This is a genomic window from Micromonospora zhanjiangensis (assembly GCF_042650605.1).
GTDB classification, from domain to species: domain Bacteria; phylum Actinomycetota; class Actinomycetes; order Mycobacteriales; family Micromonosporaceae; genus Micromonospora_J; species Micromonospora_J zhanjiangensis.
The window spans coordinates 80,732-95,686 of record NZ_JBHSBN010000015.1 but is presented as its reverse complement, the minus strand read 5'-3'; the positions used below and the strand labels follow the sequence as shown (position 1 = coordinate 95,686).

General features: G+C 73.7%; 12 protein-coding genes. 11 read left to right on the top strand and 1 reads right to left on the bottom strand.

Annotation, left to right across the window (positions count from 1 at the left end; all coding sequences use genetic code 11):
- Nucleotides 1-203: 203 nt before the first annotated feature.
- The 11 genes from ACFOX0_RS20920 (at nucleotide 204) to ACFOX0_RS20870 (ending at nucleotide 14,550) form a co-directional block, all read left to right on the top strand.
- Nucleotides 204-1,349 (top strand): inositol-3-phosphate synthase, encoded by a 1,146-nt coding sequence (locus ACFOX0_RS20920; RefSeq protein ID WP_377548565.1) that lies wholly within the window; start codon nucleotides 204-206, stop codon nucleotides 1,347-1,349.
- On the top strand, nucleotides 1,346-2,302 hold the full coding sequence (locus ACFOX0_RS20915) for an SCO3242 family prenyltransferase (RefSeq protein WP_377548562.1): 957 nt from the start codon (nucleotides 1,346-1,348) through the stop codon (nucleotides 2,300-2,302). Before ACFOX0_RS20920 ends, ACFOX0_RS20915 begins: the two co-directional genes overlap by 4 nt.
- Entirely contained in the window at nucleotides 2,299-3,285 is a 987-nt protein-coding gene (locus tag ACFOX0_RS20910) for a sugar phosphate isomerase/epimerase family protein (protein ID WP_377548559.1), read from the top strand. Before ACFOX0_RS20915 ends, ACFOX0_RS20910 begins: the two co-directional genes overlap by 4 nt.
- Nucleotides 3,261-3,875, top strand: coding sequence for an EboA domain-containing protein (locus ACFOX0_RS20905; protein ID WP_377548556.1), 615 nt, complete (start codon nucleotides 3,261-3,263; stop codon nucleotides 3,873-3,875). The genes ACFOX0_RS20910 and ACFOX0_RS20905 overlap by 25 nt, the downstream gene beginning before the upstream one ends.
- Nucleotides 3,875-4,777: a TatD family hydrolase gene (locus tag ACFOX0_RS20900; RefSeq protein ID WP_377548554.1), complete on the top strand. Its 903-nt coding sequence runs from the start codon at nucleotides 3,875-3,877 to the stop codon at nucleotides 4,775-4,777. Before ACFOX0_RS20905 ends, ACFOX0_RS20900 begins: the two co-directional genes overlap by 1 nt.
- Entirely contained in the window at nucleotides 4,777-6,015 is a 1,239-nt protein-coding gene (gene eboE / locus ACFOX0_RS20895) for a metabolite traffic protein EboE (protein ID WP_377548552.1), read from the top strand. Before ACFOX0_RS20900 ends, eboE begins: the two co-directional genes overlap by 1 nt.
- Nucleotides 6,012-7,445 carry an alkaline phosphatase family protein gene (locus tag ACFOX0_RS20890; RefSeq protein WP_377548549.1) on the top strand — a complete coding sequence of 478 codons (1,434 nt, stop codon included), beginning with the start codon at nucleotides 6,012-6,014 and terminating at the stop codon, nucleotides 7,443-7,445. Before eboE ends, ACFOX0_RS20890 begins: the two co-directional genes overlap by 4 nt.
- The gene (locus ACFOX0_RS20885) at nucleotides 7,442-8,512 is read left to right on the top strand and encodes a polyprenyl synthetase family protein (protein ID WP_377548546.1); all 1,071 of its coding nucleotides are present in this window, start codon (nucleotides 7,442-7,444) and stop codon (nucleotides 8,510-8,512) included. The genes ACFOX0_RS20890 and ACFOX0_RS20885 overlap by 4 nt, the downstream gene beginning before the upstream one ends.
- A gap of 167 nt (nucleotides 8,513-8,679) precedes the next feature.
- Nucleotides 8,680-11,532 carry a PQQ-dependent sugar dehydrogenase gene (locus tag ACFOX0_RS20880; protein WP_377548544.1) on the top strand — a complete coding sequence of 951 codons (2,853 nt, stop codon included), beginning with the start codon at nucleotides 8,680-8,682 and terminating at the stop codon, nucleotides 11,530-11,532.
- A 28-nt stretch (nucleotides 11,533-11,560) separates the two neighbouring features.
- The gene (locus tag ACFOX0_RS20875) at nucleotides 11,561-13,264 is read left to right on the top strand and encodes a ThuA domain-containing protein (RefSeq protein WP_377548541.1); all 1,704 of its coding nucleotides are present in this window, start codon (nucleotides 11,561-11,563) and stop codon (nucleotides 13,262-13,264) included.
- A gap of 281 nt (nucleotides 13,265-13,545) precedes the next feature.
- A complete protein-coding gene (locus ACFOX0_RS20870; protein ID WP_377548539.1) occupies nucleotides 13,546-14,550 on the top strand; it encodes a sugar phosphate isomerase/epimerase family protein in 1,005 nt (334 codons plus the stop codon).
- Here the strand turns inward: ACFOX0_RS20870 and ACFOX0_RS20865 are convergent.
- Nucleotides 14,537-14,890, bottom strand: coding sequence for a transposase (locus tag ACFOX0_RS20865; protein WP_377548736.1), 354 nt, complete (start codon nucleotides 14,888-14,890; stop codon nucleotides 14,537-14,539). The two genes, ACFOX0_RS20870 and ACFOX0_RS20865, sit on opposite strands and share 14 nt — an antisense overlap.
- Nucleotides 14,891-14,955 lie beyond the last annotated feature (65 nt).

The window sequence follows — 14,955 nt, the reverse complement described above, 5'->3', positions numbered from 1 at the left end:
CCCCGGACGGCGCGACGATCGGCCGTCCGGGGCCAGGCAGCCGGCAGTGCGGGGGAGGCGAGGTCGCGACGCCGACCGGCCTGGCCTGCCGGTCCCGCCCGCCCGACTCCGGTCGGGCGGGCGGGAATCCTGGACAAATAGACCTCGATCAATGTTATTTTCGGCTCTCGATCAGGTACTCCTCCCGATCCTAAGGAGCGGACATGGCCACAGGCGTCTGGTTGATCGGGGCACGAGGCTCGGTCGCCGTCACGAGCATGGTCGGCGCGCTCGCGTTGCGGGCCGGGCTGGCCGAACCGGTCGGCTGTGTCTGCGAACTTCCCCAGCTGCGCGGTCCCGCCCTGCCGGGCCTCAGTGAGCTGGTCTTCGGCGGGCACGACGTGGTGACCACCCCGCTGTCCAAGAAGGCCGAGGCGCTGGCCGCCGCTGGAGTGCTCCCCGGCCGGCTGGTGACCGCCCTGACCGACGAGCTGCACGCCGTCGAGGACGACCTGCGGCCGGTCCCGGAGGGCGACCGGCAGGCCGAGGTCGCCGCGGCGATGGAAGCCGACCTGGCGGCGTTCCGGGACAGGCACCGACTGGACCGGGTGGTGGTGGTCAACGTCGCGTCCACCGAGCCGGCCGCGGCACCGCACCCGGCGCACGACGACCTGGCCGCCCTGGTCGAGGCGTTGGCCGCACCGGGCGCCGTGCTGCCGCCCAGCTCGCTGGCGGCGTACGCGGCGTTCCGGGCCGGCTGCCCGTTCGTCGATTTCACCCCGTCGACCGGGGCGCGGTTGCCGGCCCTGGACGAGTTGGCGGTCCGGGAGCGGGTGCCGTACGCCGGCAGCGACGGCAAGACCGGGGAGACGCTGGTGAAATCGGTGCTGGCGCCGATGTTCGCGATGCGCAACCTGGCCGTCCGGACCTGGTCCGGGGTCAACCTGCTCGGCGGCGGGGACGGCGCGAACCTGGCCGACCCGGCCGCCAACGCCGCGAAGGCGGCCAGCAAGCAGCGGGTGCTCGGCGAGACCCTCGGCTATCTCCCGCAGGGCACCACCCGGATCGAGTACGTGGACGACATCGGCGACTTCAAGACCGCCTGGGACCTGATCACGTTCTCCGGGTTCCTCGGCACCCCGATGCGGATGGAGTTCACCTGGCACGGCTGCGACTCGGCACTGGCCGCCCCGCTGGTGCTGGACCTGGCCCGGATCACCGCCGCCGCGCACCGGGCCGGGCGCGGTGGCCCGCTGCCCGAGCTGGCCTTCTTCTTCAAGGACCCGCTCGGAGCCGGCGGACATTCGCTGGCCGAGCAGTGGGCCATCCTGTGCGACCTGGTGCGCCGACTCGGGACCGGCCCCCGTTGACCTCCCGGCCCGGCCCGTCGGCCGTCGAACGGGGACCGGATCGGCCGCGGCTGGCCGACCTGGTGGAGTTGGTGCGGGCGCCGGCGGCGCTGTCCGTACCGGGTGACGTGCTCGCCGGGGCGGCGGCCGCGGGGCGGGTCGGACCGGCCGCGGCCGGCCTGGCCGGCGCCTCGGTGCTGCTCTACTGGGCCGGGATGGCGGCCAACGACTGGGCCGACCGGCGGCTGGACGCCCGCGAACGACCGGAGCGGCCGATCCCCAGCGGCCGGGTGTCAGCCGGCACCGCGCTCGGCCTCTCCGTCGGCCTCACCGCGGCCGGGCTGGCCGTGGCCGGCCTGGCCGGCGGGCGCCGGGCGCTGGCCGTGGCGGCGCCGCTGGCGGCCACCGTCTGGGCCTACGACCTGGCCGCCAAGAACACCGCGGCCGGTCCGGCCGTGATGGCCGCCTGCCGCGGCCTGGACGTGCTGCTCGGCGCGACCCCGGGCCGGCCGGCCCGGGCGGTCCCGGCTGCGATCACCGTGGCGGCGCACACCTGGACGGTCACCGCGCTGTCCCGCCGCGAGGTGGCCGGTGCGGACCGCCGGCTGCCGCTGGTCACCCTGGCCGGCACCGCCGCGGTCGCCGCCGCCGCGGCCCGGCCCGGTGGCCCCGCCCGGGCGGCGCGACGGTCGTCCTGGCCGACCGACCGGTCGACCGGCCCGGTGGGATGGTCGACCGTGCTGCCGGTGGCGCTGGCCGGCTGGTACGCCGCGCAGTACGGCGCCGCCCAGGCCCGGGTGGCCGCCGAACCGGTCGCCTCCCGGGTCCGGGCCGCGGTCGGCGCCGGCATCACCGGCCTGCCCGCGCTGCAGGGCGCGCTGGTGGCCCGCGCCGGTGCCGGCCTGCTCGGCCTGGCCGTCGCCGCCGCCGCGCCGCTGGGCCGCCGCCTCGCCCGGAAGATCAGCCCGACATGACCACCCCGACCGACCCGTCCACCGCTCCCGCCGCGACCGGCCCGTCCGCCGCTTCGGCCGGAGCCACCGCCGGTGCCGGACTGCGGTTCGGGTACGGCACGAACGGGTTCGCCAACCACCGGCTGCACGACGCCCTCGGGGTGCTCGCCGACCTGGGCTACGTCGGCGTGGCGCTGACCCTGGACCACGACCACCTCGACCCGTACGCGCCGGGGCTGGCCGCCCGGGTGGCCGCGGTCGGCCGGCGGCTCGACGCCCTGGGGCTGGGCCTGGTGATCGAGACCGGCGCCCGGTACCTGCTCGACCCGTGGCGCAAGCACGCACCGACCTTCCTGGACGACGATCCGTCCCGCCGGGTGGACTTCCTGCGCCGGGCCGTACGGATCGGCGCCGACCTGGGCGCCGAGGCGGTCTCCTGCTGGGCCGGCGTACGACCGGCCGCGGTGGACGAGGCGACCGCCTGGGACCGGCTGGTGGCCGGCTGCGCCGAGGTCGTGTCGGCGGCGGACGCGGCCGGCGTGCCGCTCGGCTTCGAGCCCGAGCCGGGCATGCTGGTCGAGGACATCGCCGGCTGGCACCGGCTGCGCCGGGCGCTGGGCGAGCCGCCCGGCTTCGGCATCACCCTGGACGTCGGGCACTGCCGCTGCCTGGAGCCGCTGCCCGTACCGGACTGTGTCGCGGCGGTGGCGCCGTACCTGGTCAACGTGCAGATCGACGACATGCGCCGGGGCACGCACGAGCACCTGGAGTTCGGCACCGGCGAGATCGACTTCCCGCCGGTGCTGGCGGCCCTCGCCGCCGCCGGCTATCCCGGCCTGGTCGCCGTCGAACTACCCCGGCACTCGCACGCCGCGCCCACCGTCGCCCGCGACTCGCTGACCTTCCTGCGCACGGCCGCCGACCGGTCCGGTACCCCGGTGGCCGGGCGACACCGAACCAGCACCGAAGGGGAGGCGCTATGCACGAGGAACCCGACGAACTGAGGGCCGCGCTGGCGGCCGTACCGGACGGGGGGTGGTTGGCCGAGGCGGTGCGCCGGGTCGGGGCCGAGCCCGGCGCGGTCACCCGGTTGTTCGCCGCCGCCGGCCGGCGCTGCGGTCGGGACGTCCTGCCGGCGGCCCCGGACTGGACCGCCGACGACGCCGCCCGGGTCGTGCTGCTCGCCGCGCTGCCGCCCGGCGAGGCCACCGCCCGGGTCGACCAGCTCTACCGGTACGGGGACGCGGCGGAGAAGCGGGCCGTGCTGCGCGCCCTGCCGGTGCTGCCGGTGGGTGACACGGCCGTGCCGCTGCTGCACGACGCGTTGCGCACCAACGACACCCGGCTGGTCGCCGCCGCACTCGGCCGCTACGCCCGGCAGCTGGACCAGGCGGCCTGGCGGCAGGGCGTCCTCAAGGCCGTCTTCATGGGCCTGCCGCTGTCCGTGGTGGACCGGCTGGACGACCGCGCCGACCGCGAACTGGCGGTGATGCTGGGCGGGCTGGCCGACGAACGCCGGGCCGCCGGCCGGGAGATGCCGGCCGACGCGCTCGCCCTGCTGGACCGGTTGGGCAATCCGAGGGAGGACGCCTGATGCGCATCTTCGACCCGCACATCCACATGACCTCGCGCACCACCGACGACTACGAGCGGATGGCCGCCGCCGGGGTCCGCGCCCTGGTCGAGCCGGCGTTCTGGCTGGGCCAGCCGCGCACCAGCGCCGCCTCGTTCGTCGACTACTTCGACGCGCTGATCGGCTGGGAGCCGTTCCGCGCCGGGCAGTTCGGCATCCGGCACCACGCCACCATCGCGCTCAACCCCAAGGAGGCCAACGACCCGCGCTGCCGGCCGGTGCTGGACCTGCTGCCGCGGTACCTCGACAAGGACGGCGTGGTCGCGGTCGGCGAGATCGGCTACGACTCGATGACGCCCGAGGAGGACGAGGCGTTCGCCGCCCAACTCGCCCTGGCGGTCGAGTACGACCTGCCGGCGCTGGTGCACACCCCGCACCGGGACAAGGCCCGGGGCACCAGGCGGAGCCTGGACGTGGTCGGCGAGTCCGGCATCGACCCCGGTCGGGTGGTGATCGACCACCTCAACGAGGTCACCGTGGAGCTGGTCCGGGACACCGGCTGCTGGCTCGGCTTCTCGATCTACCCGGAGACCAAGATGTCCCCGCCCCGGATGGTGGAGCTGCTGCGCCGGTACGGCACGGACCGGATGCTGGTGAACTCGGCCGCCGACTGGGGCCGGTCCGACCCGCTGCTGACCCGGGCCACCGGCGAGGCGATGCTGGCCGCCGGGTTCTCCGCCGACGACGTGGACCGGGTGCTGTGGCGTAACCCGGTGGAGTTCTACGGTCGGTCCGGCCGGCTGGACCTGCCCGCCGACCCGGCACCGGACGCCGCGACGGCCGGGGACGCGCCGACGGCCGGGGACGCGCCGACGGTCGGGACCACCTTCGCCGGTAACTCGATCCTGCGCGGCGGCAGCTGATGCGGCTGCGACACGTCGACGGGCAGACCGTCCACCTCGGCTACTGCACCAACGTCCACCCGGCCGAGGACCTGGCCGGCGTCCTGGCCCAGCTGGACGCGTACGCGCTGCCGATCCGGCGGCGGCTGGGCACGGACGTACTCGGGTTGGGGTTGTGGCTGGCCGCGCCGGTGGCCGCCGGGCTGGCCGCCGAGCCGGCGGCCCGGCGTCGGCTGCGCGCCGAGCTGGACGCCCGCGGCCTGGAGGTGGTGACCCTCAACGGCTTCCCGTACCGGGCGTTCCAGTCGCCGGTGGTCAAGCACGCCGTCTACCGGCCCGACTGGACCAGCCGGGATCGGCTGGACTACACGGTGAACCTGGCCCGGGTGCTGGTCGACCTGCTGCCCGTCGACGCGGCCCGCGGTTCGATCTCCACCCTGCCGCTGGCCTGGCGGGATCCGTGGGACGCCGGCCGGGCCGAGGCCACCACCCGGATGCTGGACCGGCTGGCCGGCGCGCTGACCGAGCTGGCCTGGTCGACCGGGCGGGCGGTCCGGGTCGCCTTCGAACCCGAGCCGGGCTGCGTGGTGGAACGCACCGGGCAGGCGGTCCGGTTGTTGTCCGGGGTGGACACCGACCGGCTGGGCGTCTGCCTGGACCTGGCCCACCTCGCGTGCGCCTGGGAGGAGCCCGCCGCCGCGCTGGCGACGTTGGAGTCGGCCGGGCTGCCGGTGGTCAAGGTCCAGGTCTCCGCCGCGCTGGAGGCCGCCGACCCGGTCGCCGCCGCCGACCGGCTCCGGGAGTACGTCGAGCCGCGGTTCCTGCACCAGACCCGGTGCGCGGCCGGTGCCGGTGCGGCGGACCCGGCCGATCCGGCGTACGCCGCCGACGACCTGGACGAGGCGTTGGCCCGGAACCTGCCCGGCCCGTGGCGGGTGCACTACCACGTGCCGTTGCACGCCGTACCGGAGCCGCCGGTGCGCTCGACGGTGCCGGTGCTGCGGGCGGCGCTGGCCGAGCTGCTGGCCGGTCCGGTCGCGGCCTGCGACCACTACGACGTCGAGACGTACACCTGGGGGGTGCTGCCGGCCGCCCGGCGGCCGCGGACGGCCGGGCAACTGGCCGACGGGATCGCGGCGGAGCTGGCCTTCGCCCGCGCCGAACTGCTCGCCCTCGGCCTGGCGGACGGGTCGGCCCCCGGGCCGGCGCCGGCCGCCGCGCCCGGGTTGTCCGCTGATCACGACAAGGAGGTGCGGTGATGCGGCCGTTGATGGTGTTGGACGTGGTGGGGTTGACGCCGCGACTGCTGGCCCACATGCCTCGGTTGCGGGCGGTGGCCGAGCGCGGTTTCACCGCCGAGTTGGGTACCGTGCTGCCGGCGGTGACCTGTTCGGCGCAGGCCACCTTCCTGACCGGGGAACCGCCCGCGGGGCACGGCGTGGTGGGCAACGGTTGGTACTTCCGCGACCTGGGCGAGGTGCTGCTCTGGCGGCAGCACCACGCGCTGATGGGCGGCGAGAAGGTGTGGCAGACGGCCCGCCGGGACCGGCCCGGCTACACGGTGGCCAACGTCTGCTGGTGGTACGCCATGGGCGCGGACGTGGACTGGACGGTCACCCCGCGTCCGGTCTACTACGCCGACGGGCGCAAGGAACCGGACTGCTACACCGACCCGCCGGAGCTGCACGACGAGCTGACCGCCGCGTTGGGCACCTTCCCGCTGTTCACCTACTGGGGGCCGGGCGCCGGGCTGGCCTCGTCCCGGTGGATCGCCCGGGCCGCCGAGCGGATCATGGCGGCGCACGACCCGGACCTGACCCTGGTCTACCTGCCCCACCTGGACTACGACCTGCAACGCTTCGGTCCGGCCGCGCCGCAGGCGGCGGCCGCCGCGGCCGCCCTGGACGAGGTGCTCGGCCCGCTGCTGGCCGCGGCCGCCGACCGGGACGCGGTGGTGGTGGCGCTCTCCGAGTACGGCATCACCGACGTGTCCCGGCCGGTCGACGTGAACCGGCTGCTGCGCGCCGAGGGGCTGCTGCGGGTGTACACCCAGGACGGGATGGAGTACCTCGACCCGTGGGTCTCGCGGGCCTTCGCGGTGGCCGACCACCAGGTGGCGCACGTCTACGTCCGCGACCCGGCCGACGTGCCGCGGGTGGCCGCGTTGTGCGCGGGGCTGCCCGGGGTGGCCGAGGTGCTGGACGCCGCCGGCCAGGCCCGGTACGGGCTGGACCATCCGCGCGCCGGCGAACTGGTGCTGGTCGCCGAGCCGGACGCCTGGTTCACCTACTACTACTGGCTGGACGACGGCGCCGCGCCGGACTTCGCCCGACTGGTGGAGATCCACCGTAAACCGGGTTACGACCCGGCCGAGCTGTTCTTCGACCCGGCCGCCCCGGGGGCCGCCAAGCGACGGGCCGCGGTGGCCCTGGCCCGCAAGAAGCTCGGCTTCCGGTACCTGATGAACGTGGTGGGTCTGGACGCCGGGGCGCGGGCGGTCCGCGGTTCGCACGGTCGGCTGCCGGCGGATCCGGCCGACGGTCCGGTGCTGCTGTGCTCCGAGCCGGCCGCGGCCCGGGACCGGTTCGCCGCCACCGAGGTGAAGGACCTGCTGCTGCGGCTGATCGGTCCGCCCGACGACGCGAGCCGATCGGCCGGGACGGGCGGGTCGGTCCGGGAGCGGCGGTGACCGTCGGGGCGGCACCGACCAGCCGGTCGCAGCCGCTGCGGTCCCGGTTCGACGCCGAACTCGGCGCGTTCCTGGACCGGCAGGACCCGGCCTGGCCGGACGGTGCGCCGCGCGGGGTGTTCAGCACGCTGCGCCGGTTCGTGTTGACCGGCGGCAAGCGGCTGCGACCGCTGTTCTGCTACTGGGGCTGGCGCGGGGCGGGCGGCCCGGACGGTACGCCGATCGTGGTCGCGGCGGCGGCGCTGGAACTGTTCCACGCCTTCGCGCTGATCCACGACGACATCATGGACGGCAGCGACCTGCGCCGGGGTCATCCCTCCGTGCACCGGGTCTTCGCCGACCTGCACGCCCGGTCGTCCTGGCGCGGCGACCCGGCCGCGTACGGGCGCAGCACCGCGCTGCTCTGCGGCGACCTCTGCGCGGCCTGGGCCGACCAGATGTTCCACGAGTGCGGGCTGGACCCGGAGCAGGTGGGCCGGGGCTACCGGGTGTTCGCCACCATGCGCACCGAGGTCATCGCCGGGCAGTACCTGGACCTGGTCTCCGGGGTGGGGGACGGGTCGGTGGCCAGCGCGCTGACCGTGGTGCGGATGAAGGCGGCCCGGTACACGGTGACCCGGCCGTTGCAGATCGGCGCCGCGCTGGCCGGTGCCGACCCGGAGCTGCTGGCGGCGCTGGTGGCCTTCGGTGATCCGCTCGGCGACGCGTTCCAGCTGCGCGACGACGTGCTGGGCGTGTTCGGCGATCCGGCGGTGACCGGCAAGTCCGTCCTGGACGACCTGCGCGAGGGCAAGCCGACGGTGATGATGGCGCTGGCCCGCAGCGGTGCCGACCGGACCCAGGCGGCCCGGTTGAAGGCGCTGTTCGGCAATCCGGAGCTGGACCCGGACGGCGCCGCCGAGTTGCGCGACATCATCACGGCCACCGGCGCCAGGGAGCGGATCGAGCAGATGATCCGGGTCCGCAGCGAGGCGGCGCTGACCGCGCTCGCCGCCGCACCGGTCGGCGCCGAGGCCCGCGCCACGCTGCTCGCCCTCGTCGGCGAGGCGGTCGACCGCGACCAGTGAGGGCAACTTTTATCGATATTGACAAAAGTTGCCTCCGGTCCTCCGGAAGTATGGACACATCGAAATTTTGTAATTAGCGTGAAGTCAATCCGAAACTCTTTCGTCGAACCGACCGGCGGCGCGGTCGGGTCATCGACGGGTGACCTCCGAGGAAGGGACCACCGTCCATGTCCAACTCGGACGACCGCCGCACCCTGCGCAGACGCCTGACGGCGACCGGCGCGACCCTGCTGCTCGTCGCCACGGCCGCCGGCACGGCGGCCCTCGGGCCGGCCGTCCCGGCCGCCGCCCACCCGATCACCGCCGTCGACTTCCAACAGGTCGAACTGGCCCGCGGCGTCGCCGAGACCGGCGAGCCGATGTCCCTGGCCGTGCTGCCCGACCGCTCGGTGCTGCACACCGCGCGGGACGGCACACTGCGGCGCACCGACGCGGCCGGCAGCACCGCCGTCGTCGGCCGGCTCGCCGTCTACAACCACGACGAGGAGGGGTTGCAGGGCGTCGGGGTCGACCCGAACTTCGCCAGCAACCGGTTCATCTACCTCTACCACGCGCCGCCGCTGTCCACCCCGGCCGGCGACGCGCCCGCCACCGGTACGGACTGGTCGGCCTGGCAGGGCGTCAACCGGCTGTCCCGGTTCACCCTGAAGGCCGACTGGACCCTCGACCCGGGCAGCCAGGTCACCGTCCTGGACGTGCCGGCCGACCGGGGGATCTGCTGTCACGTCGGCGGGGACATCGACTTCGACGCCGCCGGCAACCTCTACCTGTCCACCGGGGACGACAGCAACCCGTTCGACTCGGCCGGCTACGCGCCGATCGACGAGCGCACCAACCGCAACCCCGCCTACGACGCCCAGCGCAGCGCCGGCAACACCAACGACCTGCGCGGCAAGATCCTGCGGATCAAGGTGAACGCCGACGGGTCGTACTCGATCCCGGCCGGCAACCTGTTCCCGCCCGGCACGGCGAAGACCCGGCCCGAGATCTACGCGATGGGCTTCCGCAACCCGTTCCGGATGAGCGTCGACAAGGCCACCGGCGTCGTCTACGTCGGCGACTACGGGCCGGACGCCGGCAGCTCCGACCCGGGCCGCGGGCCGAGCGGGCAGGTCGAGTTCGACCGGGTCACCGGCCCCGGCAACTACGGCTGGCCGTACTGCACCGGGACGAACACCGCCGCCGAGACGTACAACGAGTGGACCTTCCCGAACGGCCCGTCCGGCGCCAAGTACGACTGCGCCGGCGGCCCGACCAACAACTCGTTCCGCAACACCGGCCAGGGCACCCTGCCGCCGGCCCGCCCGGCCTGGATCCGGTACGGCGGCGACGTCGGCTCGCCACCGGAGTTCGGCGGCGGCTCCGAGTCGCCGATGGCCGGCCCGGTCTACCGGTACGACCCGAACCTCAACTCGTCGACGAAGTTCCCGCAGTCCTTCGACGGGCAGTTCTTCGCGACCGAGTTCGGCCGGGGCTGGATCAAGCCGATCCACCTCACCGGCGACGGCTCGCCGGGGACGATCGACAGCTTCCCGTGGGCCGGCAAACAGGTGATGGACTCGGCGTTCGGGCCGGACGGCGCGTACTACGTGCTGGACTACGGCACCGGCTACTTCAACGGCGACGCCAACTCGGCGCTGTACCGGTTCGACTACGTCGGCGGCAGCAACCGGGCACCCACCGCGCGGGCCGCCGGCACCCCCACCTCGGGCACCGCGCCGCTGACCGTCGCCTTCTCCTCGGCCGGCTCGACCGACCCCGAGGGCGGGGCGTTGACGTACCGCTGGGCGTTCGGCGACGGCGGCACCTCGACGGCGGCCAACCCGTCGCACACCTTCACCGCGAACGGGACGTACACCGCGACGCTGACCGTCACGGACCCGGCCGGCGCCACCGGCAGCGCCGGCGTGGTGATCACCGTGGGCAACACCGCGCCGACGGTGACCATCGGCGCCCCCGGCAACGGGCAGCTCTTCTCGTTCGGTGACAGCGTGCCGTTCCAGATCACGGTGACCGACCCGGAGGACCGCACCATCGACTGCGCCAAGGTCAAGATGACCTACGTGCTCGGCCACGACCAGCACGGCCACCAGATCACCTCGAAGAACGGCTGCTCCGGCTCGCTCGACATCCCGGTCGACGGCGAGCACGACAGCGCGGCGAACATCTTCGCTGTCTTCGACGCCGAGTACACCGACGCGGGCGGGCTGACCACGCACGCCCAGCACACCCTGCAACCGCGGCACCGGCAGGCCGAGCACTTCAGGACCTCGGCCGGGATCAACACGTTCGACAAGACCCCGGCCGAGGGCGGCAAGACGGTCGGCGACATCCACAACGGCGACTGGATCGCGTTCGAGCCGTACCGGCTGGGCGACGTCACCTCGTTCAGCGCCCGGGTCTCCTCGGCCGGCGCCGGCGGCACCGTGCAGCTGCGGGCCGGTTCGCCCACCGGCGCGGTGCTCGGCTCGGCCACCGTCCCGGTCACCGGCGGCTGGGACGTCTTCACCGACGTCACCGACGCGGTGTCCGGCGCACCGGCGGGGACCACCACGCTCTACCTCACCTTCGCCAACCCGGCCACCACCGGCGCGCTGTTCGACCTGGACGCGTTCACCCTGGTCACCGGCGGTGGCGGTGGTGGGACCGGCCCGGTGGTCGGGCTGGCCGGCAAGTGCCTGGACGTGGCCGGTGCCGGCACCGCCGACGGGACGAAGGTGCAGCTCTACACCTGCAACGGCACGGCGGCCCAGCGCTGGACCGTGGCCGGTGGCCTGGTCACGGCGTTGGGCAAGTGCCTGGACGTAGCCGGTGCCGGCACCGCCGACGGGACGAAGACGCAGCTCTACACCTGCAACGGCACCGGGGCACAGAACTGGGCGGCCCAGCCGGACGGCACCGTCCGCAACCCGCAGTCGGGCAAGTGCCTGGACGTGGCCGGGAACAGCTCGGCCGACGGCACGCAGGTGCACATCTGGACCTGCACCGGTGCCGCCAACCAACGCTGGACCCTGCCCTGAGCCGCCGCCCGCGAGAAGGAGAGTGACGATGCGTAGATTCCTCCGGTCGGCCGTCGGGCTGACCACCGCGATGCTTGCGACCCTGGCCTGCACCGTTCAGGCTGGACCGGTGACCGCCGCCGACACCACGTACGAGGTACTGGTCTACTCCCGGACGGCGGGCTTCCGGCACGACGCCATCCCGGCCGGCATCCAGACCGTCCGGGAGCTGGGCGCGGCGAACAACTTCACCGTCACCGCCACCGAGGACCCGACCGCCTTCACCACCGGCAACCTCGCCCGGTACGCCACCGTGATCTTCCTGAACACCACCGGCGACGTGCTGGACGCCGGCCAACAGGCCGCCTTCGAGTCGTACATCCGCGGCGGCGGCGGGTACGTCGGCGTGCACTCGGCCGCCGACACCGAGTACGACTGGCCGTTCTACGGCGACCTGGTCGGCGCGTACTTCGCCTCGCACCCGCAGATCCAGCAGGCCAAGGTGAACGTGGAGGACCGGGCGCACGCGGCCACCGCGCACCTGCCGCAGACCTGGACCCGCACCGACGAGTGGTACAACTACCGCACCAACGCCCGGGCCACGGCGCACGTGTTGACCTCGCTGGACGAGTCGTCGTACTCCGGCGGCGGGATGGGCGCCGACCACCCGCACTCCTGGTGCAAGTCGTACTCCGGCGGGCGGTCCTTCTACACCGGCGCCGGGCACACCATCGAGTCGTACGCCGATCCGGCGTTCCGGGCGCACCTGCTCGGCGGCATCCGGTACGCGGCCGGGAAGGTCCGCGCCGACTGCCGGCCCGAGGTCGGCTACACCGCGCTGTACAACGGCTCCACCGCCGGCTGGTCGCAGGCCGGGCCGGGCGGCTTCACCAACTCCGACGCCACCCTGTCCTCGTCCGGCGGGATGGGCCTGTTCTGGTACAGCGCCAAGCAGTTCACGTCGTACTCGCTGAAGCTGGACTGGAAGCTCACCGGCGACGACAACTCGGGCGTGTTCCTCGGCTTCCCACCGTCCGACGACCCCTGGTCGGCGGTGGACAACGGCTACGAGGTGCAGATCGACGCCACCGACGCGCCGGACCGCACCACCGGGTCGGTCTACACGTTCCAGGCCGCGGACGCGGCGGCCCGGGACGCGGCGCTCAACCCGCCGGGCGAGTGGAACACCTACGAGCTGCTGGTCGAGGGCGAACGGTTGCAGGTGTTCCTGAACGGGGTGAAGATCAACGACTTCACCAACACCGACCCGGCCCGGTCCCTGGCCGGCCACATCGGCATCCAGAATCACGGTGACGCGGACCACGCCGCGTTCCGCAACATCCGGATCAAGGACCTGGGCGGTGGCGGTGGTGGCGGCACCGGTCCGGTGGTCGGGCTGGCCGGCAAGTGCCTGGACGTGGCCGGTGCCGGCACCGCCGACGGGACGAAGGTGCAGCTCTACACCTGCAACGGCACGGCGGCCCAGCGGTGGACCGTCGCCGGATCGGTCCTCAAGGCGCTGAACAAGTGCCTGGACGTCGCCGGGGGTGGCACCGTCGACGGCACCAAGGTGCAGTTGTGGACCTGCAACGGCACCGGGGCGCAGAACTGGGCCGCCCAGCCGGACGGCACCGTCCGCAACCCGCAGTCCGGCAGGTGCCTGGACGTCTCCGGCAACAATTCCGCCGACGGCAGCCAGATCCACATCTGGACCTGCCACACCGGCGCCAACCAACGCTGGACCCTGCCCTGAGCGACCCGGCCGTGAGCGACCGGCCCGGGGTGACCCGGCCGTGAGACGGGGCCCGGCCCACGACCGCCGCCGCGCGGGGAGTGGGCCGGGCCCTTCCGTACGGGTGGGTCGCGCGCCTAGAGTTGGCGGTGCGGCCGGGAACGGTCGCCGGTGACCGTGCGGGAGGCGCAACCCGCGCGGGCTCGGTGCGGCAGCACCCGCCGGCGGTCGACCCGTGGTCGCACCGGTTCGGACCGGTCTCCCTCGCGCCTGTCCATTCGATGTCGACAGGGGAGTAGACCATGGCGCGACCCATCACCCTCTTCACCGGCCAGTGGGCCGACCTGCCGTTCGAGGAGGTGTGCCGGCTCGCCTCGGAGTGGGGTTACGACGGTCTGGAGATCGCCTGCTGGGGCGACCACTTCGAGGTGGACAAGGCGCTGGCCGACGAGTCGTACGTCGAGCGCAAGCGTGAGACGCTGGCCAAGCACAACCTGCAGGTGTTCGCGATCTCCAACCACCTGGTCGGGCAGGCGGTCTGCGACCACCCGATCGACGAGCGGCACCAGGGCATCCTGCCGGCCCGGATCTGGGGCGACGGCGAACCGGAGGGGGTCCGGCGGCGGGCCGCCGAGGAGATCAAGGACACCGCGCGGGCGGCGGCCCGGCTCGGCGTACGGACGGTGGTCGGGTTCACCGGCTCGTCGATCTGGCACACGCTGGCGATGTTCCCGCCGGTCCCGCCCAGCATGATCGAGAAGGGGTACCAGGACTTCGCCGACCGGTGGCACCCGATCCTGGACGTCTTCGACGCCGAGGGCGTCCGGTTCGCGCACGAGGTACACCCGAGCGAGATCGCGTACGACTACTGGACCACCCGACGCACCCTGGAGGCGATCGGCAACCGTCCGGCGTTCGGGCTGAACTGGGATCCGTCGCACTTCGTCTGGCAGGAGCTGGACCCGGTCAACTTCATCCTCGATTTCGCCGACCGGATCTACCACGTGGACTGCAAGGACGCGAAGGTCCGTACCGGCGACGGGCGGCGTGGCCGGCTCGCCTCCCACCTGCCCTGGGCGGACCTGCGCCGGGGGTGGGACTTCGTCTCCACCGGGCACGGCGACGTGCCGTGGGAGGACTGCTTCCGGGCGTTGAACGCGATCGGCTACGACGGGCCGATCTCGGTCGAGTGGGAGGACGCGGGAATGGACCGGCTGGTCGGCGCGCCGGAGGCGCTGCGGTTCGTCCGCCGGTTGGCCTTCGACGCGCCGACCGCCGCGTTCGACGCGGCCTTCAGCAGTAATTAAGGCGGGATCCCGGCCGTTTACGGCCGGGAGGAACGCCGTCCCGATCCGGGACGTTTCTGGTTCTCGATGTCTTCGCGGGGGACGGTGAGGGGTGTGCGGGCGCTCGGTCCGGCGACGTACGACGGTGACCACAGGTGGTCGCCCCACAGGGGCGGTGTGGATGTGCGTGGTGTTCCTGTGGTGGTCGCCGGACCGAGACGCCCTTGAGGCTGTTGACCAGACGCGACAACGCGACCGACGGCGGGTAGTGCACGAGCAGGTGGACGTGGTCGTCCTCGCCGTTGAACTCGCGTAACTGAGCGCCGAAGTCGACGCGGACTGCCGCGGTGGGGATCTGGATAACGGTTCGGCGCGCCGTACGCCGGGACCGGTGTCCATTGTGACGGAGGGCGATGGGATGATGTC